Annotated in this window: 22 protein-coding genes; 15 read left to right on the top strand and 7 right to left on the bottom strand. The window is 40.0% G+C overall.

Annotation, left to right across the window (positions count from 1 at the left end):
- Nucleotides 1-231 precede the first annotated feature (231 nt).
- From KXJ59_RS02195 to KXJ59_RS02215, 5 genes are all read left to right on the top strand, one after another.
- Nucleotides 232-1,488: a DUF5690 family protein gene (locus KXJ59_RS02195; RefSeq protein ID WP_295200636.1), complete on the top strand. Its 1,257-nt coding sequence runs from the start codon at nucleotides 232-234 to the stop codon at nucleotides 1,486-1,488.
- A 106-nt stretch (nucleotides 1,489-1,594) separates the two neighbouring features.
- Complete coding sequence (locus tag KXJ59_RS02200) at nucleotides 1,595-2,770, top strand: aminotransferase class I/II-fold pyridoxal phosphate-dependent enzyme (protein WP_295200638.1); 1,176 nt, start codon at nucleotides 1,595-1,597, stop codon at nucleotides 2,768-2,770.
- 251 nt (nucleotides 2,771-3,021) lie between these two features.
- Nucleotides 3,022-3,717, top strand: a complete 696-nt coding sequence (locus KXJ59_RS02205) for an FAD-binding oxidoreductase (protein ID WP_295200641.1) — start codon at nucleotides 3,022-3,024, stop codon at nucleotides 3,715-3,717.
- A gap of 102 nt (nucleotides 3,718-3,819) precedes the next feature.
- Nucleotides 3,820-4,098, top strand: a complete 279-nt coding sequence (locus KXJ59_RS02210; RefSeq protein ID WP_295200643.1) for a YtxH domain-containing protein — start codon at nucleotides 3,820-3,822, stop codon at nucleotides 4,096-4,098.
- 432 nt (nucleotides 4,099-4,530) lie between these two features.
- Entirely contained in the window at nucleotides 4,531-4,938 is a 408-nt protein-coding gene (locus tag KXJ59_RS02215) for a hypothetical protein (protein ID WP_295200645.1), read from the top strand.
- An 80-nt stretch (nucleotides 4,939-5,018) separates the two neighbouring features.
- Here the strand turns inward: KXJ59_RS02215 and msrB are convergent, their stop codons facing one another.
- Nucleotides 5,019-5,588 (bottom strand): peptide-methionine (R)-S-oxide reductase MsrB, encoded by a 570-nt coding sequence (gene msrB / locus KXJ59_RS02220; RefSeq protein ID WP_295200647.1) that lies wholly within the window; start codon nucleotides 5,586-5,588, stop codon nucleotides 5,019-5,021.
- Nucleotides 5,589-5,767: 179 nt separating this feature from the next.
- Here msrB and KXJ59_RS02225 point away from each other — a divergent pair, with 179 nt between their 5' ends.
- The 3 genes from KXJ59_RS02225 (at nucleotide 5,768) to KXJ59_RS02235 (ending at nucleotide 8,209) form a co-directional block, all read left to right on the top strand.
- A complete protein-coding gene (locus KXJ59_RS02225; protein ID WP_295200649.1) occupies nucleotides 5,768-6,346 on the top strand; it encodes an adenylate kinase in 579 nt (192 codons plus the stop codon).
- A 178-nt stretch (nucleotides 6,347-6,524) separates the two neighbouring features.
- The gene (locus tag KXJ59_RS02230) at nucleotides 6,525-7,256 is read left to right on the top strand and encodes a murein L,D-transpeptidase catalytic domain family protein (RefSeq protein WP_295200650.1); all 732 of its coding nucleotides are present in this window, start codon (nucleotides 6,525-6,527) and stop codon (nucleotides 7,254-7,256) included.
- Between the two features lie 71 nt (nucleotides 7,257-7,327).
- Nucleotides 7,328-8,209 carry a helix-turn-helix domain-containing protein gene (locus KXJ59_RS02235; RefSeq protein ID WP_295200653.1) on the top strand — a complete coding sequence of 294 codons (882 nt, stop codon included), beginning with the start codon at nucleotides 7,328-7,330 and terminating at the stop codon, nucleotides 8,207-8,209.
- Between the two features lie 74 nt (nucleotides 8,210-8,283).
- On the opposite strand, the gene KXJ59_RS02240 is transcribed toward KXJ59_RS02235, so the two are convergent.
- On the bottom strand, nucleotides 8,284-10,746 hold the full coding sequence (locus KXJ59_RS02240) for a TonB-dependent receptor (protein ID WP_295200656.1): 2,463 nt from the start codon (nucleotides 10,744-10,746) through the stop codon (nucleotides 8,284-8,286).
- A gap of 219 nt (nucleotides 10,747-10,965) precedes the next feature.
- Between KXJ59_RS02240 and KXJ59_RS02245 the strand changes: the two genes are divergently transcribed.
- Nucleotides 10,966-11,664, top strand: coding sequence for an alpha/beta fold hydrolase (locus KXJ59_RS02245; protein WP_295200659.1), 699 nt, complete (start codon nucleotides 10,966-10,968; stop codon nucleotides 11,662-11,664).
- Here the strand turns inward: KXJ59_RS02245 and KXJ59_RS02250 are convergent.
- Nucleotides 11,653-14,025, bottom strand: a complete 2,373-nt coding sequence (locus tag KXJ59_RS02250; protein WP_295200662.1) for an ATP-binding protein — start codon at nucleotides 14,023-14,025, stop codon at nucleotides 11,653-11,655. The two genes, KXJ59_RS02245 and KXJ59_RS02250, sit on opposite strands and share 12 nt — an antisense overlap.
- Before the next feature lie 242 nt (nucleotides 14,026-14,267).
- Between KXJ59_RS02250 and KXJ59_RS02255 the strand changes: the two genes are divergently transcribed.
- Nucleotides 14,268-14,951: a hemerythrin domain-containing protein gene (locus KXJ59_RS02255; RefSeq protein WP_295200665.1), complete on the top strand. Its 684-nt coding sequence runs from the start codon at nucleotides 14,268-14,270 to the stop codon at nucleotides 14,949-14,951.
- Nucleotides 14,952-15,033: 82 nt separating this feature from the next.
- On the opposite strand, the gene KXJ59_RS02260 is transcribed toward KXJ59_RS02255, so the two are convergent.
- The 4 genes from KXJ59_RS02260 to uvrB all read right to left on the bottom strand — a co-directional run bounded on the left by KXJ59_RS02260 (nucleotide 15,034) and on the right by uvrB (nucleotide 20,419).
- A complete protein-coding gene (locus tag KXJ59_RS02260) occupies nucleotides 15,034-15,945 on the bottom strand; it encodes an OmpA family protein (protein ID WP_295200668.1) in 912 nt (303 codons plus the stop codon).
- A 65-nt stretch (nucleotides 15,946-16,010) separates the two neighbouring features.
- Nucleotides 16,011-17,651 (bottom strand): AMP-binding protein, encoded by a 1,641-nt coding sequence (locus KXJ59_RS02265; protein WP_295200670.1) that lies wholly within the window; start codon nucleotides 17,649-17,651, stop codon nucleotides 16,011-16,013.
- A gap of 15 nt (nucleotides 17,652-17,666) precedes the next feature.
- Nucleotides 17,667-18,239 (bottom strand): 1-acyl-sn-glycerol-3-phosphate acyltransferase, encoded by a 573-nt coding sequence (locus KXJ59_RS02270; protein ID WP_295200673.1) that lies wholly within the window; start codon nucleotides 18,237-18,239, stop codon nucleotides 17,667-17,669.
- 140 nt (nucleotides 18,240-18,379) lie between these two features.
- Complete coding sequence (uvrB, locus tag KXJ59_RS02275; RefSeq protein WP_295200674.1) at nucleotides 18,380-20,419, bottom strand: excinuclease ABC subunit UvrB; 2,040 nt, start codon at nucleotides 20,417-20,419, stop codon at nucleotides 18,380-18,382.
- 130 nt (nucleotides 20,420-20,549) lie between these two features.
- Here uvrB and KXJ59_RS02280 point away from each other — a divergent pair, with 130 nt between their 5' ends.
- The 5 genes from KXJ59_RS02280 to KXJ59_RS02300 all read left to right on the top strand — a co-directional run bounded on the left by KXJ59_RS02280 (nucleotide 20,550) and on the right by KXJ59_RS02300 (nucleotide 25,499).
- The gene (locus KXJ59_RS02280; RefSeq protein WP_295200677.1) at nucleotides 20,550-21,650 is read left to right on the top strand and encodes a PAS domain-containing sensor histidine kinase; all 1,101 of its coding nucleotides are present in this window, start codon (nucleotides 20,550-20,552) and stop codon (nucleotides 21,648-21,650) included.
- Between the two features lie 14 nt (nucleotides 21,651-21,664).
- Nucleotides 21,665-22,477, top strand: coding sequence for an energy transducer TonB (locus KXJ59_RS02285; RefSeq protein WP_295200679.1), 813 nt, complete (start codon nucleotides 21,665-21,667; stop codon nucleotides 22,475-22,477).
- 93 nt (nucleotides 22,478-22,570) lie between these two features.
- A complete protein-coding gene (locus KXJ59_RS02290) occupies nucleotides 22,571-23,773 on the top strand; it encodes a hypothetical protein (RefSeq protein ID WP_295200681.1) in 1,203 nt (400 codons plus the stop codon).
- A 125-nt stretch (nucleotides 23,774-23,898) separates the two neighbouring features.
- The gene (locus tag KXJ59_RS02295; RefSeq protein WP_295200683.1) at nucleotides 23,899-24,237 is read left to right on the top strand and encodes a YciI family protein; all 339 of its coding nucleotides are present in this window, start codon (nucleotides 23,899-23,901) and stop codon (nucleotides 24,235-24,237) included.
- Nucleotides 24,234-25,499 (top strand): sigma-70 family RNA polymerase sigma factor, encoded by a 1,266-nt coding sequence (locus KXJ59_RS02300; RefSeq protein ID WP_295200685.1) that lies wholly within the window; start codon nucleotides 24,234-24,236, stop codon nucleotides 25,497-25,499. The genes KXJ59_RS02295 and KXJ59_RS02300 overlap by 4 nt, the downstream gene beginning before the upstream one ends.
- Nucleotides 25,500-25,570: the final 71 nt, after the last annotated feature.

Here is a 25,570-nt window from a genome sequence, read left to right on the forward strand (position 1 = left end):
GGAGTCAGGGAGACGGAAAGTCCGAAAGTCCGAAAGATGATACATTAGTAGTAAGACCTCTGTGTAACTCTGTGCATTACTCCTTTACCTCTGTGGCTTTTTACCACGGAGTTACACAGAGTACGACACAGTGTTGCACGGAGGGTGATTCACTAAACCAATCCTCTTTCGGACTTTCGGTCTCCCAGACTTTCGGACTTTCCTCTTATATTTAAACTTTAACTACTGCGATTGAAAAACAACTCTTTTGTAAAAGGCTCTGCTATACAGGTTGGGTTATATGCTGCACTGGCAGCTTTCCTCACGTATACCATGATTTTTGGGTTCCGTAAATCGTTTACCGTTTGCACTTTCGATGGCATGACAGTAGGAAGCCTCAGTTACAAAACTGTTCTCGTACTAAGCCAGATGTTGGGTTACCTCGCCGCCAAATTCTACGGCATCAAATTCATTGCAGAGTTAAAAAGATTCGGACGCAATAAAATCATACTCCTTCTGGTTGGTATTGCATGGATGGCCTGGTTATGTTTTGCGTTGATACCTGCACCTTATAATATTCCGTTCTTATTCATCAATGGTTTTCCATTGGGTATGTTATGGGGTGTAGTGTTTTCTTATGTAGAAGGAAGAAGGAGTACCGATTTTATTGGTGCTGCGCTGGCAGTAAGTTTTATTTTTTCTTCCGGTTTTGTAAAATCTGTTGGCGGATGGCTGATACAATCGGGGGTTTCTGAGTTCTGGGTTCCTTTTTGTACAGGACTTGTTTTTGCTTTACCACTGCTATTGTTTATTTACCTGATGGAGCGTATTCCTCCGCCCGATACCGATGATGAAGCTGCCCGTATGAGCCGAACAACGATGAGTGCCGAACAACGCAAAGCTTTTATTAAACAGTTTTTACCGGGTATTATTGCCTGCGTGCTTATCTATGCATTTGCTACTTTGTTTCGTGATATCCGCGATAATTTCAGTGCCGACATGTGGAAGGAAATGGGTTACCTGAACCAGCCCGCCATTTTCTCCAAAACAGAAACACCTATTACACTGATCATTTTAATATTGATTGGTAGTATGGTAATGATAAAAAACAGTTTCAAAGCATTGATGGTTGCGCATGTATTGATTGCGCTGGGGTTTGTATTGGCCGGCGTAAGCACATGGCTGTTTACAAAAGAAATGATTACACCTATGTGGTGGATGGTTCTTGTTGGACTTGGGCTCTACATGGTCTACATTCCTTTTAATTCTGTTTTCTTTGAAAGAATGATCGCGGCTTTCCGTTTTACTGGTAATGTTGGGTTTTTAATTTATCTCGCTGATTCATTTGGCTATTTGGGTAGTGTGGGAGTGCTGCTCAGCAAAGAAATTTTTAAAGTGCAATTAAACTGGGTTGCTTTCTTTTCCAATAGTGTGATGATTTTATCGGTGGTGGGTGTGTTGATTACTGTCTATGCGGGGTGGTATTTCTGGAAAAAGAAAGCTGAATAAATAAATAATATAGAACACAGATTATCATGATTTTTATGATTCATCATGATAGATCTTAAAAATCATGATGATCCGTGTTCAATTCACAATATTTCAATTTTACTATATGTCCTCCATCAACCGAAGAAATTTTTTGCGCAGTTCCGGTAGTCTTGCTATTCCTGCTGTATTACCATTGTCGGGTTTATTAGTCAGTGAGCAACAAACAGAAGACGATTTACCCGCAAAGCCCGTGGTAAAGTTTTTTGGTGATGGCGAAATGTATGAGCCCTCAGATTATATACGTGTATTACAGGAAGCTGATAAAACCACCACCATTGCAAAAGACCGTTATGGTGTAGGTGGTGTGGTTGAAGCGCTGGAAAAAAAATTCGCTGCACTCACCGGAAAAGAGAAAGCCATTTTTATGCCCAGTGGTACCATGGCCAATCAACTGGCTATTGCTGTACTAAGTGGCAACAAGAGCAAAGTATTTGTTCAGGAAACCAGTCATGTGTTTCGTGATGAAGCTGATGCGGGTCAAAGCGTGTTTCAGAAAAGACTGGTGCCGCTGGCCAAAGATGAAACCTGTTTTACTGCTGCACAATTACAGAAAACCATTGACGATATGAGCAATACCGAAGCTTTCAATACAGGCTTTGGTGCTGTGTCTATTGAAAATCCGGTAAGAAGAAGCGACGGAAGAATGGTTTCTTTAGACGAAATAAGGCAAATCAGAAAATACTGTCTTGAGAAAAAAATACCAATGCATTTAGACGGTGCCCGTTTATATGTTGCTTCTGCATGGTCGGGGGTTTCGGTTAAGGAGTACAGCCGGTATTTTGATACCGTTTACATTTCACTCTATAAATACCTCGGCGCCAGCGCTGGCGCCATACTATGTGGCGATGCTGCAGTAATCGATCAAATGCCTCACCTGATCAAAATACATGGAGGCTCTATGTATGGCAACTGGACGAATGCCGCTATGGCATTACACAGAATGGAAGGTGCAGAGAAAAGATTTACTGATGCTAAAACACAGGCTGAGAAACTGTTTGGTGCGCTAAATAAAACAGGCCGTTTTACAGTTACGGCCCTTGCTAATGGTACTAATATCTATCGGTTACAACTGACAAAAAATATAGATGGCAGAAATTTTCAGGCCAAGCTTAATCAACAATTTAATATTCGCCTGGGAAGACCTGATGCCAATAATCAGACTTTAATTACTATCAACGAAACATTATTGTACCAGTCTACAGAAGATATATTTAAAGCATTTGAGCAATCAGCAGCATAATTAATGCTGTCATTTTATTGAGTAGTTTATACGTTCTGTAAAACTCAAGCACTGTATACTATACTAAGAAAAAAGTGCATTTCTCTCTTTTGCTTACATTTGTAACGTACAACAGCAAATTTGTTGAGAAGACCTGTGATTTGTGAAACTCTTTCACTGAATATTATAACTGTTCCGCCTCTTTATTTCCAATCTTTAGCAACTAAAAAGTGTTCCTCTTCCCGTTGAAGTGGTGATATATTATTACTTATATGAAAGATACCCTTGTAAAGATTATTGAGATAGAACCAGTAACCCCAGATGTAATCAGAATAACTACACAAAAACCATTTGACCTGGTATTTGAACCGGGACAGGCGACAAATATTTCAATTCATTCGTCAGAAGAAATATCCGAAATGCGTCCATTTACCTTTACCTCACTTCCTAAACAGCATTTATTGGAGTTTACCATTAAAACCTATCCTGAACACAATGGTTTCACGAAAAAACTACTAGGTCTTAAAGCTGGTGATGAATTAATGCTACAGGGGGTTTTTGGCGCTATTAAATATAATGGCGAGGGTGTTTTTATAGCAGGAGGTGCTGGCGTAACGCCCTTTATTCCCATTTTCAGGCACCTGAAATCTATTGAGCAGATTGGAAGTAACAGACTCATTTATGCAAACAAAACAAGGGCTGATATTATTTTAGAGAAAGAGTTTATCAGTATACTGGGTACCAATTTCATCAATATACTTTCCGAAGAAAAAGTATCCGGTTTTGCGAATGGCGAGATTACAGAAAATTTTATTAGCAAAAATAATGGCGGTAAAAACAGAAAATATTATGTCTGTGGACCTCCTGGTATGATGGACACCATTCAGGGTCAATTATCAAAATTAGGCGTGCCGGAAGATTGTATAATCAGTGAAAAAGTATACGGCAGCTCCGTTGCCATGGTATAGCAACCTGTGAGTCTTGCAATTCTTTTGCTTAAAGATGTAATAGATAGTCCGGTATTTATAGTCAACTTGCCAGTATTAATCATCGCTATAAAAACATACATAATGAAGACAGGAAAAGTTTTGGTGGGTGTGCTGGCTGGTGCTGTAGTAGGTGCTGCATTAGGCATTTTATTTGCACCTGATAAGGGTTCTGTAACAAGAAAGAAAATTGTAGATAAGGGTAACGATTACACCGATGAGCTGAGCGATAAATTCGACAGTTTTATGGATGCCATCAGTAAAAAATTCGAGTCTATGAAAACGGAGGCAAAAACAATGGCGGCAAATGGAGAAGTGAAAATTGAGAAAGCAGCAGAAGAAATTCGGGCAGCTATCCATTAATACTACCATATACCTGCTTAATAAGTAGCTTATTCGCAAGCGCCAAGCCACTTATTAAGCAGGTATTAATATTTAACAACTATGACAGATTCAGATACTGCTATCGAAAAACTAATTGAGAAAATTGAGCTTTATGGTAAAAAAAGGTTTGAGCTTTCTAAACTAAAAATCATTCGGCACGCTATTGTTCTTTTTACAAGTCTGGTTTCTTATTCAGGTATCATTATAATACTGTTTCTTTTTATTCTTATGCTATCTGTTAGTATATCCTTTTTTATAAGCGAATTATTAGGCAAGTTATCATACGGGTTTCTAATTGTTTCAGGGTTTTATATGATTGTTTTTATCATCAGTTATTTCTTCCTGCATAAATGGATAAAAAGGCCACTTGCTAATCTGATCATTAAAAAAATATTCAAGAAAACCTAACATATGGAAAAGCCAGATCTATTGAGGGAGTTGCAACTTACCATTATTGAAATGGAATCTGTACATAAACAAGATGGAATAGAATTACGCCAATCTTTCAGAGATGTATTGAATAGTTTCAGGCCCATTCAACTTATTAAAGAGACTTTCACAAAAGTGGCCGAATCGGGGAAGATAAAAGATAGTATAGCCAATATGCTAATCAGCGTTTCTGCGGGATATCTGTCTAAGAAGATTGTTGAATCAGGTTCGAAGAATATATTTAAAACAATCCTTGGTACAGTTGTTATGTTTGGCGTTAGTAGCCTGATATCTAAAAATCAGGAAATAATTAAAACATTGGGAGGTGAATTATTAAATTTTTCGAGTCCAAAAGAAACAACAGACAGTAGAGAAGAACCAAAACAGTAAGGCCAATTTTTTATCCGTAAAACTGACCCTACCGAAAAGTATTTCAAACAGAGCGGCCATGCTTCTTTTGACAGATTCAATTAGCCTTTCTTTTCTTTCCCCGCCTCATATTTTTTCTTCGCCTCTTCCGCCTTCTCAAAATCTAACACCACTCCATTAATACAATAGCGCAACCCTGTTGGTGGCGGACCATCTTCAAATACATGTCCTAAATGGCTTTTACAACGACCACACTGTACTTCTGTTCTTACCATTCCATGTGTATTATCGGGCAGGTAAATAATGGATCCTTTTGTAATGGGTTCATAAAAACTGGGCCATCCGCATCCACTATCGAATTTGGTATCACTTTTAAAAAGCGCATTACCACATACTGCGCAATAGTAGGTACCCACTTCTTTAAAGTTTTCAAATTTGCTGGTCCAGGCACGCTCTGTTCCTTTTTGGCGGGCTATATAATATACTTCGGGTGAAAGGATTTTTTTCCACTCCTCTTCTTTTAAAGCCACTTTCGATTTGTCGGTCCGGGAATATACCGGGTTATTATTTTTCTGTGTGCTGTCCATTTTTGTCAGTTTCTGTTGGGTATTTTGAGAATAACAACCCTGAATAACGAATGTTGACAGGGCAATCATAGCTAACAACTTCATATGCTAAAACTTTTGATACATTAAAAATACGTTTATCGGGCCCGAAAAGTTTGTTTATTAACTGACGAACACTTGTTTTTTTCCTTACAACCCGGTTTTATTCAATGTTTTAATGAGATGTTAAATGTTTTTTAAGCCATTGGGCTTATATTTGTAGTTCACGCAAGGTTAGTTTGTACATGTTTAATATTATTCTGTTTGGACCTCCCGGCAGTGGAAAAGGTACGCAAAGTGAGAAACTGATTGCTACCTACGGATTAAAACATCTATCTACCGGCGATTTATTACGTAGTGAAATTGCAGCTCAAACTCCTCTCGGACTGGAAGCTAAGTCTTTTATGGACAAGGGTCAACTGGTACCTGATGAAGTGGTTATTGGAATGATCAGTTCGGCGCTGGATCAGAATCCTCTGGCTAAAGGATTCCTTTTTGATGGTTTCCCCCGCACTGAGGCACAGAGTGTTGCGCTAGATAAGCTCCTGAAACTCAAGAATACAGAGATTGGAGTGGTGCTGGCCCTTGATGTAAGTGAGGAGGAACTGGTTAAACGTTTGCTCAACCGCGGTATTACCAGCGGCCGCAGCGACGATACCAATGAAACCGTTATTCGTGCAAGAATCACTGAATACCAGCAAAAAACTACTGTAGTAGCTAATTACTATGCTGGTTTCGATAAAGTGGTACATATTAAAGGAGAAGGTACCGTTGATGAAATCTTTACCTCCTTACGCAGCGAGATCGACCAAAGACTGTCTTAATCTATTATAGGTTTTTAACAGCCAATACCAACTGCGATCCCGTCATACAGTGTATGACGGGATTTTTTATGTATAAACCCGTCAACAGCTTGTTAAAGCTTTATGTATTGCGTTCGTCCTTGACTCATCAACCCTAATTTTGCCCTCCCTGCTGTTGTAGTGCGGATAAATAGTGTGTATGAACAACAAACAAAAAAATTCCATTCTCTCTCTTAGTCTTACCAGCTTACTCATTTGCTTCTTATTTAGCTTATCCGCATACACGGAAAAGCCGGCTCCTGCAGACATTTCAAAAACAAATTCAGTTTACGCGCCAAAAAACGAAGCACTCAGTTTATATGAATCACTTGATCTCGAAAAGCTCGGTCTCTCACGTCAGGCATTTCTTTATGCACTTAAAGGATACAGACAGCTACAGGAAAAAGGTCAGTTATTAAATGATGCTGTTTTATCGGTGATTGATTTTAGTTTACCGTCAACGCAAAAACGTTTTTTTGTGATTGACCTCAACAGCAACAGTCTGCTCTATCACACCTATGTATCTCATGGAAAAAATTCGGGCAAACTGATGGCCAAAAAATTTTCCAACAGAAACAGCAGTTACCAGAGTAGTCTTGGCTTTTACACCACAGGAAATACTTATATCGGTAAACATGGTTTTTCGCTTCGGCTCATTGGAATAGAAAAAGGAATTAATGACAAAGCTTTACAAAGAGGTATTGTCATTCACAGTGCCGATTATGCCAGTGAACAGTTTGTATTTCAACAGGGTTATCTGGGAAGAAGTCTGGGTTGTCCTGCGGTACCGGAAGAAATTCATAAAGAACTTATTCAAACCATTCAAAACGGTTCCTGCCTCTTCATTTATTCCCCGGCGACTATTTACTCAAAACAGTCTAAGCTGGTTTAATCATTCGTTTTAACCGAACATCATATTTTAACAAGTTTTTGCCCCAGTCGTGTGTCTACCTTTAATTCAAGGTGCAACACGTAGAATTTTTTCATACCGACCACTTCCACCAAAACTATCAGCGGCAGAAAGCTGATGAGTCTATTTCCTACTTTATCGATTTCTTCTGGGAAACCGATTTCGATGAGTTATGGGATCAATATCCCAAAGGGTTTTCAGATGCATTGTTTCCCAATACTGGCTATACTTACCTGCTCAACCTCGGTACTCCATTTGTAATGCAGATCGGCGACAGGAAATTTGATATGAAGAGCGATGGATTTCTGCCACGTCATCGCGCCATTGAATGTTATCACCAGCCTGGTAATAAACTGTTCGGCATTAAATTCAAGATATCACCGGTTATTTTTGAAAAGAAGATTAATTTTTCTGAGTACAGAGAATATATTTTCCCCCTGAGTTATCTCATGGATGCTGCCATTCTTTCGCAGGTAAAGAAAGCCGGTACTTTTAATGATCGCGTTTATTTACTGACACAGTATTTTGAAAAGATCATCCAGCAATATTCCGGTTCGCTGAAACCTATTCAGATTGTTTCTGAAATACTTGCTCATTGCGAAAACAACCGCGACTTTGTTACACCTGTTGAAGAGTTTGCCAAACAGTACGGTATTTCTTCCCGCACATTACAGCGTTATTTCGAAACAGCTACAAGTATCAGCACCAAAACAGCTATACAGATCATGCGTATCCGAAAGGCTACAGAACAGCTTGTCAGTGATCCTGATAATTTTAAAAGCGCCGACTATGGATATTACGACCACAGTCATTTCTATAAGCACCTGAAAAGTTTCCTGCAAAAAAATACCCTCAAAAAATTACAACCTCATTTGAAATTGCTGGAGAAGCTGCATAGTAAGAATAGGATTGAGGAATTGGTAAGGAGTGAATAGTGAATGAGTAGTAAATAGTCAGTAGTGAGTGTAATACTGGTTTACTCACTACTGACTATTCACTACTCACTAAATCAGTTCCCTGCCCTGCTTCTTTCTTCTTCCGATGCTGTTGCCCTTCTTCGTGCAGCTTGCACTGTATTCTTTCCAAAGCGATAGGTGAACGTTAAATTCGCTACCCTTGTTTCGCGGTAGGCGCGCCATTTTTCGATATAGTTATTATATGTGATCACAGCTTTAGGCAGATTGGTCCAGAAAATATCTGTGACATTCAAACGCAGGGTTCCTTTTTTATTCATCATTGTTTTCTGTATACCCAATGCCACACCCCATTGTGGATCGAGTACCATGAATCCGTATTGGCCTCCGGAATTCATATTCACATTAAACTCACTTACCCAACCCTTACCCAAGGTAAAACTGTTATTGGTTCTTATATCAAATGCAGGTTTACCATTATTGAGTGTGGTACCACCCAATGTTCCATTGAAATGATTATAAAATACATTTCCGTTGTTGATCATGTTCCACCAGGTACTGATACGGAATGGCGCTGAAACAGTTAATCCATAATAATCCTGTGAACGCAGGTTTACCGGAATCTGTACCGTTACATTATCATCAGAAGGAATATTGGGGAACACATCTTTGAAACGTGCAATAGCTACATTCTGGTTTTGTTTGGTATGACTATAACCCAAAGTAAAATTTATATTCTTCATCGTATAACTCAGCTCGTATGACCAGGTGAGCTGTGGTAACAAACCGGGTCTGCCAGTAGAATAGGTTGTTACATCAATCAAAAACAGGAATGGATTCAACTGTGAGTAACCCGGACGGTCGATCCTTCGGCTTACAGAAATACCGAGGGTTTGGTCTTCTTTCAGTTTATAATTGAAAAAAGCACTGGGGAAAAGCTGGAAATAAGAAGAGTCGAAACGGATATCTCCTTTTATCTGGTGCGTATTTATTTTTGTATGCTCTCCGCGAAGACCCAGTTGCAGACTGAATTTTTTAAACTCTCTGCTATAATTCAGGTAACAGGCATTATTGTATTCATTGTATTTAAAGCGATTGGTTTTATTTATATCATCCTGTGGCGTTCCGGTACTTACATCAAAAAACTTTGCGTCGTTATCAGCAGAAACATAACTGGTTTTTGCACCCGCTTCGAAACGACCTCCTGTTTTCAACGGATTGGCATAATCAATTTTTGCAGTTCTTAAAATCAGTTTTCCATCCTGGTCACCATCTAAAATACAATCGGGTTGCAGACTTCCGCCGCTCAGGTTAAAATATTTGGTGGCCACGCGTGAGAGTGATGCAGAATTGTATTCACCATAGTCAATATCGGCTGTTAATTCTTTTCCGCTGGTATTGAAAGAATGTTTGAAATTAATATTGGCCACCATATTATCTGCATGATCATCATTGGTGGCAAGGGTTTGAAAAGTTGATACTTTTTGTCTCTGGGCATTCAGCACATCGGACCCGTTTACGTTTCTTCTCCCTATTTTATTAAAGTTGGCACTCACAACCGCGCCAATGATTGTTTTTTTCGATGGAAAAATATCCAGTCCCAATCTTGTCGTATTAAAATGAACGGGCGTTTTGGTATAGTTGTCTTTTAAGTCTCCTCCTGTATATACTTTATTGTTATCGTAAAAATTCCTGTCCAGTATCAAATGGTTCAGGTTCATGCGATAGCCGTAAGAATAGTTACCAAAGAAGTTGATTTTTTTATTGCGGTGATTAAATGTTACACCGGCATTCGATTTGGGATACACACCCTGACCATAGCCCATGGTTATTGTACCGTTGGTGCCCATGCGCTGGTCTTTTTTCATCCTGATATCGATAATACCCGAATTACCTGCAGCATCGTACTTAGCAGAAGGATTGGTTATAATATCAATACGTTCAATGGTATTTGAGGGAAGTCCGCGCAGGTAATTAGCCAGGTCGGCCCCGGTCATGGGTGTTGGTTTTCCATCAATCATAATAATCACACCCTGTCTGCCCCTCAAACCGATGGCGTCATTCTGGTCTACTGTAACACCCGGTGCTCTTTCCAGTACATCAAGCGCCGAACTGCCTGCACTTACAATACTATTCTCAACATTCACTACAATACGGTCGGTGAGTTTTTGTATAAATGGCTTGCGGCCTGTTACTGTTACTTCGCTGGTAGCGGCGGCACTGGTAGCCAATACAACGTTTCCTATACGCCCTTCGTTTTGTTGTGTTGTAAGTTCAACAGGTGAAGTATATTTTGTAGTATAACCCACTGCCGATATCCTGATGCGATAAATACCTGTGAGCAGGTTATCAAAAATGGCCGCTCCTGTTTTATCTGTTATGGCTGCTTTTACCAAAGAAGAATCCTTTGAACGCAGTAGCTCCACCGTTGCATTTTCAATGACCTGTTGCTGTTCGTTCTGAATGGTCAAAGTTATTTTCCCGATACGGCCTGACTGAGCATAGCTACTGATAAAAAGCAGCATCACTGAGAGGATGCTGAAGTACAATTTTTTCATGGTTCAATTTGTCTGCCAAATATCTGTTTCATCAGTAGCTCATAAAGTCAGATTCGGTTGAACAGTAAAAGATAGGCGATCAACGGAGGCTGTCGTATTTAGGGTTGTCGATTATTTACATTAACCAATCCCGGGTGTATCCAAGCTGTTGACAGGGCGCTTTAATTCCCACTCTTTGCTAAGCAGCGAGGGCAGGAGTGAGTTGATTATATTTGTTACATGCAACATATTCTTCTTCTTCATGGTGCCATTGGTTCAGAAGAACAACTCTTCCCTTTAAGCGAAAACTTAGCTTCTTCGCAGTACCGGGTTCATAGTTTTAATTTTTATGGTCATGGGGGCGAATCAATAAACGGTTCTCTTTCTATGGAACTGTTTGCAGAACAAACCCTCGAATATATCAAAAGCAACCAGTTAAAGAATCTGTATGTGTTTGGTTATAGTATGGGTGGATATGTAGCTATGTACCTTGCTTCTTTATATCCTGAATTATTTTCCGGGATTGTCACGTTGGGTACCAAGTATAATTGGTCGCCCGAAATTGCTGCCAAAGAAATAAAAATGCTTCGCCCGGAAATAATAGAAGAGAAAGTACCAGCTTTTGCAGCGGCTTTGGCAAACAGACATGGAAAAGAAAATTGGAAAGCGCTGTTAAACGCCAGCGCCGACATGCTTTCACTTCTTGGTGATAAGCCCCTATTAAATAACGCTTGTCTGCAAAAGATTACAGCAGATGTTTTATTACTGATTGGTGAAAAAGACAATATGGTTTCGCTGGAAGAAACTACGCTTACAGCTCAACAATTACCAAAAGGTTCTATTCAGGTATTACCCAACACGGTTCACGCGATTGAACAGGTTAGCATGACTGTACTGTCTGAAAAACTATTAAGTTTTTTTGCCGGCTTACACCTGTAGTATTTTAATCAGCAGTTTTAAAAACTCTTCCGGTTCAAATGGTTTTGTAACAATTCCGTTGATAGATAAATCTTTTGCTTTTTCTTCTACTTCAGAGGGCAGGCTTGCTGTTAAAGCAACGATGGGTATTTCTATTCCTTTTGCACGTATGGCTGATATGGCTTCATAACCATCCATTACCGGCATATGCATATCCATCAATACCAGTTTATGTTTTGCCGGGTCTAATTTTTTTACGGCCTCTTCTCCATTCACGGCCACATCAATATTTGCCCCCCATTTTTCGAGAAATGTTTTGGCGACCAGCACATTCAGTTCATTATCTTCCGCCATCAGGATAGGTATGCCACTGAGAGGTCGTCCTTTTTCAATTTGTATTACAGGGTCATCCTGACTAAAATTAAATGCCTGCGAAACAGGGAATGTTTGTGTAAAAAAGAAAGTTGATCCGGTTCCCGGTTCACTTTCGAGTTGTAATTGTGAGCCTTGTAATTCAAGTATTTTTTTACAGATTGATAAACCAAGTCCTGTTCCGCCAAAGCTTCTTGAGGTAGATGTATCGGCCTGTGTAAAGCGATCGAAAATAAGTTTTTGCTTTTCGGCAGCAATTCCGATTCCCGTATCTTCTATTCGTATCGTCAGTGTTACATGCTGTTTACTCATTTTCACCTGTCTAATCACTAATTTTACATGTCCCTTCCTCGTAAACTTGATCGCGTTCTGCAAAAGATTGGCTACCACCTGGCTGATACGTGTTGGATCTGAAATGATACGTGTATTAAATGCAGGGTCTTTTTCCAGTATCAGCTCAATTCCTTTTTCATCAGCAATTGTTTTCATCCCCGACAGAATATCCTGAAACACTTTTACCAGGTCCATGTCGATGTATTCAAAATTAATTTTACCCGCTTCTATTTTGCTGTAATCAAGAATATCATTTACAATGGTGAGCAGGTTATTGGCCGAAAACAACAATACATTTAATTGTTCCTTCTGGTCTTCTCTTGGTTTATTCTCCAGTAAAATATGCGATAGTCCGATCACAGAATTAAGCGGTGTTCGTATTTCATGCGACATATTTGAGAGGAAATCGCTTTTTGCCACCAGCCCCTGTTCTGCTTCTTTTTTTGCCTTATTGAGTAAATAGGAATATCGGAATGACAAAATAAGCGACTGAAGAAAAAAGAATGATATATATCCAATGAAGAGCAGTTCTTTTTGCGGTGCTGCAAAACCAAAATACTGGAGGTTAATAATCACAAAAACGATCATTACAATACCCGTACTCAATAAAGCATATCCTGCGCCAAGTCGTTTTTTACGATAGGCTTTTACATATACATATACCGCATAGGCAATTACGCTGAACATGACCAGCAGGAAAGGATTGATAAGCTGTGTAAATACAGAGGGGGGGAAGAATACAGTAATAAGCGAAAGAATAATACAGGCCCATGTTTCAACAGCCGTAATATATTTATTCGAATCTTTAGGGTAAAGTTTCTGTGTATACTGGGTAAAAAAGATTACACTTATAAATAACGAAAGGTATTCAAGGTGAACCGTTACGATCCATGGAATATTAGTTGTAAAACTATGGAGCGAATACTGAGATGCCCCTACAATCCGGTAGCTGTATGTAATACAAAAAAGTGCGAAATAAAGAATCGTTTTATCGTAGCGGCCAAAAAAGTACAGACCGAAGAAAAAGAGGCCGCACATAATGATGCTTCCGGTTAAAATAAAGTCGAGCGCATTGTTTTTTGCCCTCTCCATGAAAAGTCGGTCTTTATTACCTATTACTATCGACTTATAAGGCCCTCCTTTTGAATGTTCAAAATTGGCTACCTGTAAAATCAGTTTAACCGTATCGGTTTTCGCAAAAAGCTCCCTGGTATATTGCTGCCATTTCGGAATGGTTGTTTCACGGGTAGTTCCCGGCACTCCGGATTGTACAAAGAGTTCATCATTTACGAAAAGCTTATAGCTGGTATAGGTATCCGGTACATCCAGTGCCAGGTTTTTGGCATTTGCCGGCAGTATTACCGTAAGCATATAAGATGCGTATCCTTTGGCGGTTAGCTTGGCACCATTAATAAGTGTGTCATCCCATCGTCTGGGAAAAGGCATCATGCCCGTCATTTTACTTTTGGTATCTCCAGGCTCGCAAAGTTGTTGCCAGCAAATACCCCATTCACCATCTAATGCAATTTTTTGGATAGAGAGATCCGTTTTCCTCAGATCAATTATACCGTTTTTAGCAACAGGTGCCTGCGCCTGTAAAAAAGCGGTTATACACACACTGAGTAAAAAAGTGAAAACCGGTTTATACAGGTTTCGGAATCTTGGATACAATTTCATCTACTTGCTTATAAATGTAGCTGCAGAGGGGTACAGCTCTTACGTTTAAATTTAATCAAAACTTTTACTAAATACCGAATTAATCAATATGTTTCCATACAAAAAAAGATTTCTTCGCATTCCTGTAGTCATAGCGCCGGTCTCCTTCTCTTTCGACCTCTGATCATCAACCACATTCTTATGTGGTTTTACCGGTCATTTCTTTCTTTCAGTTTTGTTATTCATTCCATAAAAAACTACATATGAATAACGAAACACGTTACAATCCCTTTCACCAGATACATCAGGGTCTCCGTGCCATGCTGTATCATTGTTCACTACAGGTACAGCATACAGATTTTGCTGATGATACCAATGCATCAGTAACCATCAATTCCCTGAAAGAACTGATCTGGCTTTTTGAAAGTCATGCCCATACAGAAGACACAAAAGTATTCAGCCTTATTCAGGAAATTGCTCCCGACGTAATTGCCGATTTTGAAAAACAGCACGATAAGGATCACATGCTTGCTGCACATTTGCAAGGTTGTATTGAACAGTATGAAGTGGCGGTAAAAACTTCTGATAAAGTTTTTGCAGGTCGACAGTTGCAGTTTTCTTTAGCTGAGTTTACGGCATTTAACCTGAGCCATATGAATATGGAAGAAGTGATCATTAAAGAAATTTTCTGGCAGCATTTTACCGATGAACAAATGCACGCGCTTACCATGGAAATCGTTGCAGGTCTGCCCCCCGAAAAAAATGCACGCTACAGTTACTGGATGCTGAAAGGACTGGCCACACATGAAATCATTGGCTGGTTTAAAGGTATACAGGCCAGCGCTCCGTCTTTTGTTCTGGACGAAATGCTGAACCTTGCAGCAACCGCATTACCCGAAGCTCAGTTAACCCTGGTTCAGGAAGCTATTGCGGTTGAACTCGTATAGTATTTACCTAACGCTTACTATAAACAGAAAGCCCTCCATTACAGAGGGCTTCTTTGGTATATGGTCGGTTAGTAAGTAAGCTTTATTGTGGTTTTGTTTCCAGCAGTTTAAAGAACTGATCGAGCATTGGCTGAATAACTATTCTTGTTCTGCGATTGGCCGCTCTTCCTTCGATGGTTGCATTGTCTTTTAAAGGAATATATTGGCTTCTTCCTGCTGCGGTCATACGTTTGGGATCAATACCATAGGTTTCCTGTAAAATACGCACTACAGTAGTAGCCCTTCTTACACTCAGGTCCCAGTTATCCTGAATTACTGAAGTCTTAATAGGTAATGAATCTGTATGGCCTTCTACAATAAATTCAATTTCGGGTTGGCCATTCAGCACTTTGGCCACTTTACCCAATACTTCTTTGGCCCTGTCTGTTACCTCGTAGCTGGCACTTTTGAAAAGCAGTTTATCTGAAATATCAACATATACAACACCCTTATCTACTTTGATATTGATGTCTTCATCATTCAGGTTACCAATAGCTCCTTTCAGGTTCATCACCAATGCCATATTCAGTGAATCTTTGCGTGCAATTGAACCCTGCAGGTCTCTGATATAAATATCTTTTGCACCAATATTCTCCAGCGATTTTTTTATGCTTTCGGCCTGTGCACCGGTTACTACTGAAAGATCTTTCAACTGACTCAGAACAGTTGTATTATTCTGTTTCAGGAATTCAATCTGCTTATTAAGGTCCTCTATCTGTGCTTCCAGTGCCTGTTTGCGGGTATTGAGTTCGCTGTTCTGTCCTTTGGATCTGGCCAGTTGGTTTTCTAAATCTTTGATCTGGTCCTGTAGTTCGCGGTATTTACCCTGCATTTCCAGGTAAGCACCGCTTAACTGGGTATATTTTGCTTCAGACTCTTTGAATTTTTTGGTGCTCACACAGGAAAACAGCAGCACAGACGACGCCACTGCCAGAATGAAACGATTGGTTCTCATGGTTCTACATTTTTATCCTGCTATACAACGAAAAACTGTACCAGAATATTGTATGGCCGCAAAAACTACTCAAAGACAATCGTTTCGGTAGAACGATACCAGTCTGCGTAGCGTTCTCCGTATTGTGCATCAATGTTTTTTCTTTTGATCTTGAGCGTAGGGGTGAGCAGGCCATTTACAATGGTCCACTCATCTTTACAAATAATCATTTTTGCCAGTTGCTCATGATGTTCTAACTTATTATTAATAGCACGCAATAATTCTGTCAATTCTGTTTTTACACTTTCAGTATCTGTTTTTTTTGCCTGTTCTGTTAAAGTACAAAGCACCATTGCAGCCGGCTGACCTGATCCTACCACACAAACCTGTGCGAGATATTGATGTGCCAATAACTGATTTTCCATCGGGGCTGGTGTAATATATTTTCCTTTACCCGTTTTAAACTGGTCTTTGATTCGGCCGGTAATGGTAAGAAATCTTTCTTTATCTATTGATCCTTCGTCACCCGTTTTCAGAAAACCATCTTCAAAACATTGTGCCGATAATTCAGGTTCTTTATAATAACCCAGCATGGAAGCTTCGCTTTTAACCTGCACTTCATTGTCTTTCCCGAGTCGAACCTGTACACCGGCATAAGGCTGCCCCACTGTTCCAAATTTTGCATTTTCTTTTTTGTTCACATGAGAGAGCGCCACATTTTCTGTCATACCATATGCTTCCTGAATAATAATACCCAATCGTGCGTACCAGTGTAAAAGTGCAGGATTAATTGGTGAGGCTCCCGTGAAAATATGTCTTGCTCTTGCCAAACCTAATTTCTTTCGGATCATTTTTTTGATCAATAAAGAAATGAGTGGAATTTTTAGCAAACGATCCAGTTTTTGTTGCGGCATTTTTTTAAGAATACCTTCCTGCATTTTTTCCCAGATACGTGGTACTGCAAGAAACACGGTTGGTTGGGTATGAGCAAGATTAGCCGCAAAGGTATCAAGCGACTCTACAAAGTAAACCGTACTTCCCGTAAAAATAGTTCCACATTCCACCAGCATTCGTTCGGCTACATGACAAAGTGGTAAATAGGAAAAGAAAATTTCATTTTTAATTGCAGGAAAATTATTCAAAAACTCTCCCACAGCAAACGCCATGGCATGATAGGTGTTCATTACACCTTTTGATTGACCCGTTGTTCCTGATGTGTACACAATACAGGCCAGCGCCTGTGGATCAGGTTTTGGAATTTGAGTAAGCGGTGCATGTTGATTAACCAATTCATCCCAATTAATACATCCTGCATTTGGATAAAACGGGAAACTGATCTGTGTAAGTGAATCAGGAACGCCTTTTCTGATTTGTTCCGGTTGATCAAGTTTACCAATAAAAATGGCTTTACTCTCACTGTGAACAATAATTTCCTCTAATGTTTCTGCGCTAATATTTGGATAAAGCGGTACAGAAACACAGCCCGCCATGGCTATAGCCAGATCGGCCATAATCCAGTGCGCACAGTTTTTACTGAGGATAGCAATCTTGTCATCTTTGCCATATCCCATCGCATTTAAGGCCGCAGCCATACTGCGTATTTGCTGTCCGGCCTGCCGCCAGGTAAACTCTTTATATACACCCTTTACAGGCTCCGATAAAAAAAGTTGGTTGGGTTTGGATTGTTCATACTGGCAAAACTTTTCAATGATATTCGGGTAGTGCATAGTGTGTGCTTAAAATCAATGAACAAATGTTTCCGTTTGTAAATGTGTAAGTCCCTGATCAGCTTTTTTTCCCTCCACTGCTGCATAAAACGAAATGATCTTTTTAAAATCAGCCGCTTCATCTTCACAGGTGTAAAAGGGTTCGCCGAAATAAACTTCTTTCTTTTTAAAATCAAATGCAGTCATAATAATCGGCACGCGCGCTTTTTTTGCGATATGATAAAAGCCTGTCTTTAACCTGTCTACTTTTTTTCTTGTGCCCTCAGGAGAAAGCGCTAATACAAACTGGTCATGCCGGTTAAAAAGTTCTACTACCTGATCAACCATATTGTGTTTATTCGATCTGTCAACCGGATAGCCGCCGAGTCGACGAAAGAAAAAGCCGAACCTGCCTTCAAACAACTCTGCTTTGCCGAGGTATTTTACATGCTGCAGTTGCAATACACTTCTCACTGCCAGTCCAATTATAAAATCCCAGGCGCTGGTATGGGGTGCCACAATAACAACACATTTTGGAATATGATAGGGGAAATTGGTTTGAACCTTCCATCCTGTCATCCACAGGTAGAGTTTCCAGAGTAGTCTCATGGGCAAGCTGTTGGAGACAAGATAATTTGAAAATTTGGGAATTTGAAAATTTCAAAATGATAAGAGGCCTGCGGCCTCCATTTTTTCGCTCTTTTATAGCTAAGTTGTTAAGGAAATGAAACCTCCCCATTTCCAAATTTTCAAATTTTCAAATTTTCAAATTTCTTCTGCAACGCAAACATCTCATCTCTTAAACGCGCCGCTTCTATGAAATCAAGATCGCGGGCGGCTTTTTCCATTTGTTTTTTAGTGGATGCTATGGCTTTTTCTATTTGTGGGATGGTTTTATATTCTACCTGTTCCTCTGCAGCCACAGACACAAGCTGTTCATTTTTTTGCAGTGCATAGGGGTTCGAAGGATCGTATCCTTTAATATCCAGCACCGATGTTTGTGCAAATACCTGCTCCTTGCTTTTAATAACAGTCTTAGGTGTGATATTATGCGCAATATTGTAAGCAATCTGTTTTTCTCTTCTTCTGCTTGTTTCATCAATCGTACGCTGCATACTTTCTGTCATCTTATCTGCATAAAAGATAACCAGGCCATCTACATTTCTAGCCGCACGGCCTGCAGTTTGTGTCAGTGATCTTTCATTTCTTAAAAATCCTTCTTTGTCTGCATCCAGTATGGCTACCAGTGATACTTCAGGAAGGTCAAGTCCTTCTCTTAACAGGTTTACACCTACCAGCACATCAATAACACCCAGACGAAGGTCGCGCAGAATTTCAACACGCTCCAGTGTGTCAACATCGCTATGAATGTATTTCGATTTGATATTGATTCTCCCAAGGTATTTATCCATTTCCTCTGCCATTCTTTTGGTAAGCGTTGTTACTAATACCCGGTCTCCTTTCTTTACACGCTTGTCAATTTCATCCAGCAAATCATCGATCTGGTTTACACTCGGTCTTATTTCAATAGGAGGATCGAGTAATCCTGTTGGACGAACCACCTGTTCTACCACCACGCCACCCGTTTTTTCCAGTTCATAATCACCTGGAGTAGCACTAACAAAAACGGTTTGTCCAACCAATGATTCAAACTCATGAAAATTCAATGGCCGGTTATCCATGGCGCTGGGCAAACGAAAACCATAATCAACCAGTACCATTTTCCTGCTCCTGTCGCCACCATACATACCTGCAACCTGTGGAATGGTCTGGTGACTCTCATCAATTACACAGAGAAAATCTTTCGGAAAATAATCAAGCAGACAGAATGGTCTGGTACCCGGTTTGCGACGGTCGAAAAAGCGGGAATAGTTTTCAATACCATTACAATAACCCAGTTCACGAATCATCTCAAGGTCATATTCTACTCTTTCCTTCAACCGCTGTGCTTCAATAAATTTTCCGATATTTTTAAAATATTCTACCTGTGCCATCATTTCATCCTGTATCTCATTCATTACCTGCTGAATCATGTCTTTAGGTGCGAGATAAAGATTGGCGGGGAAGATGGCCGCCGTATCCATTAAACCTATCCGTTTGTTGGTAGCAGTTTCAATACTTTCAATTTCTTCAATTTCATCGCCGAAAAAACTGATGCGGTAGCCAAAGTCAACATAAGGCAGATTGATATCAACCGTATCGCCCTTCACCCTGAATGTACCTCTTTTAAATTCTTCCTGACTCCGGTTATACAAGGCATTCACCAGTTGGTGCAGAAAACCCTGTCGCGATATTACCTGCCCTTTCTGAATGCGGATAATACCGTTTTCATATTCAGTAGGGTTACCCATACCATAAATACAACTCACACTGGCTACTACAATAATATCTCTTCTGCCGCTCAGTAATTGTGACGTGGCCTGTAATCTGAGCTTATCTAATTCTTCATTGATGCTGAGGTCTTTTTCAATATAGGTATCACTCACGGGCATATACGCTTCGGGCTGATAGTAATCGTAATAGCTTACAAAATAACCCACAGCATTTTCAGGAAAGAATTGTTTGAACTCGCCATACAGTTGAGCCACTAATGTCTTATTATGTGTAAGTACCAGTGTGGGTCTCTGCACATTATTAATCACATTGGCCATGGTAAAAGTTTTACCGCTACCCGTTACACCGAGTAAAGTCTGGTATTGCTCGCCATCCAGTATACCATCGGTTAGTTGTGCGATGGCTGAAGGCTGGTCGCCCGCAGGTTGATAGGAAGAATGGAGTTTGAATGGCATAATTAATCACTTAAACAAACAATAAAGTTACTGTGTAAATAATTCTTTAAACTGAAAACTTATTGAACAGCAAAAGCACTCCTTTCGTATATTTATGATAGATTGATTTCTCTAACAATATTCGTGGTTTATGCGATCTCATTCAGGCATCAGTACTCAGGCTTCATCTTTCAATCTCGAACATTTTTTCGAACTCTCCGCCGACCTGTTTTGTATTGCCGGATATGATGGTTATTTCAGAAAAATAAACCATTCTGTTTCCAGGGTATTGGGTTATACTGAAGAGGAGTTAATGGCAGCTCCTATTGCCGGTTTTATTCATCCGGATGATCGAACCATTACTGCACGCTACAGGGATGAACTGCTCAACGGAGAACCACTGCTTCATTTTGAAAACCGTTATATTACCAAAACAGGTGATATTGTCTGGCTCTCCTGGACTTCTATGCCGGTTCCTCAGGAAGAGCTTATATATGCCATTGCCAAAAATATTACCCATAAAAAATCAGAAGAAGCCGATCGCAACAAACTCATTGCAGAACTGGGTAACCTGAATGCCGATCTTAAACAATTGTCTTATACCACTTCGCACGACCTTCGTTCGCCTGTTAATAACCTGCTGAGTGTATTTAGTCTGCTCAACAAACACGCTATTGAAGATGAGGAAGTACACCGATTTTTAGCCATCCTTAAATCCGGAACTGAAAGTCTGAAAGAAACACTGAACGATTATGTTGACCTGCTGAGTCATAACCAGCAAATGAAGATTGAAAAAGAAGATGTTTATTTCAGTGATGTTTTCGAGGCCGTTACCCGGTCTATTCAAACACTGATTACCGACTCTAAAGCCAGTATTAAAACCGATTTCGATGCCCTGCCCGCTGTTTATTTTAACCGTTCCTATCTTGAAAGTGTTTTCCTGAACCTGATCAGCAATGCTATTAAATATTCATTTCCGGGAAGAGCCCCTGTTATTGAATTACATAGCTGGACAGAGAACGATCAACTCCTGTTAAGTGTTACAGATAATGGTCGTGGATTTGATATGGAAAAAGTAAAGGACCGTATTTTCGGTATGCACCAGCGTTTTCATGAACATAACGATAGTAAGGGAATCGGTTTATACCTGGTGCGTCACCATATTACCTCGATGGGCGGAACCATTACCGTAAACAGTGAGCCCGATAAAGGAACTTCTTTTATTATTTCCTTTGCAAAACAAATATTTTAATCCTCTTTCGTTTTATGTTGAACAGAAAATCTTTTCTTTTTTTCATTTTCATTCTTAGCGGGTTATCAGGCAAAACACAAAATAAAAAAGAAGCTTTCTTTGCTTTCCGCGAAGACTGGTCACCCGTTAATGATATTAATGTTGCTGCGTATTTTATGCACCGCGTTAAAGAAAACGATACCACTTATGTCTGTCGCTTTTACCAGAACAAGGGTCCAATGGTAAAATGTGAGACCTATAAAGATGAAAACCTTGAAATTCCGCATGGGCGTTTTGCATGGTATAACCGCCTGGGTAATATCGATAGTATCGGGATGGTTAGTAATGGCAAGAAAGATAGTTACTGGGATTACAGAAACCCCGACGGGTCAATAGCCATCAGTGTGTTCTATGAAAAGGGGAGCAGAATATGGACCAGAAACTTTTCTACCAATATCACGACTTACGCCGATGGAAGAATGATAGACCTTAATTCGAAAGCCTATAAAGATTCTATTGCGGCTATTGTTGAAGAGACCGACAGGAAACCTGCAGAATTTAAAGGCGGGGTGCAGGGCTGGATCAAATACCTTGAAAAAAATCTTCGTACACCGGGCCGTTTTAAAGACGTGGTTGGAAGTGGTGGAAGAGGAACGGTTGTTGTCGCTTTTACGGTGGATACGGAAGGAAAAGTTCATGACCCCTATATTGTTCACTCTATTGAATGGTCGGTAGATATGGAAACTTTGAGGGTATTAAAGGAAAGTCCCAGGTGGACCCCCGCCTATCAGAACGGAAAGCCCGTCATTTACCGGCATAAACAAAGTATTACACACGCCATATATTAATTGTAAATCAACGAGTTAGGGTTTATTCAAAAAACTTAATATTAATTAATTGTTACCTTTTCGTAAATTCATAGAGCTTTAAAGCACTTGAATTTGCTTAAAAACCTGTCCATATTATTCATTTCCACTGTTTTATACATTTCCACCGGGTTTGCACAGAATAATGCAACGGGGAAGGAGCTGGTATTGGATTTTTATGGCGACTCCCTGATTTTACCAACGGATGCTTCTATCCAGGTTGATATTAAAGAACCGATTTCAAAAACAGGGATTACAGATTTTTATACCGGTTTGAAAGCGGGTGATTTTCAACCCATCATAAAAGAACTATTACAATACCGCGATAGCAAAAAACTTGATGACTGGTTCTATTATCAACTCATCAGAACCGCTGCAGAAAAATTAAGTCCCAAAGCTGCTAATTACCATCGCTATACTTTGTACAAATGGTTTTTGCTGAACGAATCGGGTTACAGTGCTACTTTAAGATACCGTAACGATACTTTATTGTTGTATGTAAGAAGCGAAGAAAATATTTATGATATTCCTTACTACATGGTAACCGACAAACAATATGTTTGCCTCAATTACCACGACTATAATAATAAAGTTGATGTTGATTCCAAATCCTTTACCACTATTGCGTTAAACGATGCCGGTAATAATCGGTTCTCTTATAAAGTGACGCAACTGCCTCTAATCAGAAAAAATAATTATACCGTTAAGCAGTTGCAATTTGATTATAAAAACAAAGAATATAAATTCAATGTGCTGCTTGATCAGCAGGTACAGAAAATTTTTACCAATTATCCGGTGGTTGATTATGCTGCCCAGTTTGGTATTCCTTTAAGCCAGACCACTTACAACTCACTGGTACCATTGTTACGCGATGCTGTTACTGGTATGAACCAGCAACAGGGTGTTGATTACCTCATGCATTTTACCCGCTCTGCTTTTTTATTCGAAACAGATACCAAGGCCTACGGAAAAGAAAAACGTTTATCGCCTGAACAAACCCTGTTTTACGAATACAGTGATTGTGAGGACCGTTCTGCATTTTTCTTTTTCCTTGTGAAAGAAATTTATAACCTGCCCATGATTGTTTTATCGTATCCAACACATATTACCGTTGCGGTACAGTTTAATAAGCCCATGGGAACACCTATTCTTTATAACGGTGAGCCCTACTGGGTTTGTGAACCTACGCCTCAGAAAAAAGACCTGAAAATTGGTCAGCTGCTTCCTTCGCTCAAAAAACAGGCTTATGAAGTAGTGTACGCATACAAACCATTCTGAGTATTTTCCATTCATCCTTTACCGCCCTTTCTCAGGAAAAAAAATTTTTATCTTTTTGTCTGATCTGGTTTCGGTTATCCGTCATATTACCGTAAACCAATCATTCAATTATTAAAACAACAGTTATGAGCAATTTTATGTTCCTCTTCCGTGGAGGTCTCGACCCTTTTACCGCTTCTCCTGAAGCCATGCAGCAAAACATGGAAAAATGGTTTGCCTGGGTAGGTCAGTTACAGGCATCGGGTATTTATGTAGCCGGTGAAGCATTAATGCCAACCGGAAAAACCCTGCACAAGGACAATGTAGTTACCGACGGCCCCTATATGGAAAGTAAAGAAATGGTAGGGGGTTTCTTTGTTGTAAGAGCCGAAAGCCTCGAAGCTGCCATTGAAATAGCCAAAGGATGTCCCGATCTTGAACTCGGCGGATCTGTTGAAGTTCGTGATGTAGTAGTGTTTGAATGAGTGAACCCACACAAAATACCGAACAACTCATCGACCATCTTTTCCGGCACCAGTCGGGAAAGATGGTTGCTGTATTAACGCACATCGTTGGGCTTCAGCAAATTCACCTCGTAGAAGATATTGTGCAGGATAGTTTTATCAGTGCATTACAGCACTGGAAAATGAAAGGTATACCCGATGAACCGGCTGCCTGGCTTATGCAAACAGCAAAGAACAAAGCCATCGACCTGCTTCGCCGTTTGCGTTATCATGCCCGTTATATTCAGTCTCAATCAGCGTTTAATCCTGAACAGGAAGTAGAATCTTTTTTTCACGAACAGGAAATGAACGACAGTGAGCTGCGAATGATCTTTGCCTGCTGTCATCCCACATTTTCGAAAGAAGACCAGGTGGCGTTAACATTAAAACTTGTCTTCTCTTTTTCCGTCAGCGAAATTGCAAGGGCCCTGCTGGTATCAGATGCTGCCATGCAAAAAAGACTGTTACGGGCAAAAGAATTACTGAAGAATGGAAATATTACACTTGAAATTCCGGCAGGTAAACAGTTGCAGGAACGGCTTTCTATTGTAAGAACCACTCTCTATTTATTATTCAATGAAGGATATCTCTCACACAAAAAAGAGGAAATTATTCGTCATGATCTCTGCATGGAAGCCATTAGATGTGCTAAAATCATCACAGAACATCCGGCTACAAAAGAGCCTATTAACGACGCACTTCTCGCTTTACTCTGTTTACACGCAGCCCGTTTCGACAGCCGCATATCTGATTCCAATGATTTGATTTTACTGGAACAGCAGGATCGTAACCTGTGGGACAGGGATTTAATTAAAGTGGGTTATCATTACCTAAACCTTGCATCAGAAACACCTGTTATCAGTCAATACCATATAGAAGCGGCCATTGCTGCTGAACACAGTATGGCGAAATCTTTTGCTGATACCAACTGGAGCCGCATTCTTATTTTATATAATCTTTTAGCAGAAGCCCGTCCATCGCCGGCTGTTACACTTAATAGGGCAATTGTATTATCTCAATTGGGTGAAACAGAAAAAGCAATCGCCCAGGTATTGTCAATCGGGGGGATTGAGCAATTAATCCGTACAGATCACCAGTATGCTTCGGTACTGGGTTATCTGTACATGAAACTGAGCGATCGCATTAAAGCATTATCGTACCTGCAACAGGCAAAACACATCACCAACTCTCCGGCTGAACAAAAATTATTACAGGCGCGTATCGACCTTGTTTCAAATAATTGATCTCTCTGCGAAAACCTCTGTGTTCTCATGTTCTCTGCGGTGAACATTCGGATAAGTTCACCGCAGAGAAC

The organism is Sediminibacterium sp., from assembly GCF_019264485.1.
Taxonomy (GTDB): domain Bacteria; phylum Bacteroidota; class Bacteroidia; order Chitinophagales; family Chitinophagaceae; genus Sediminibacterium.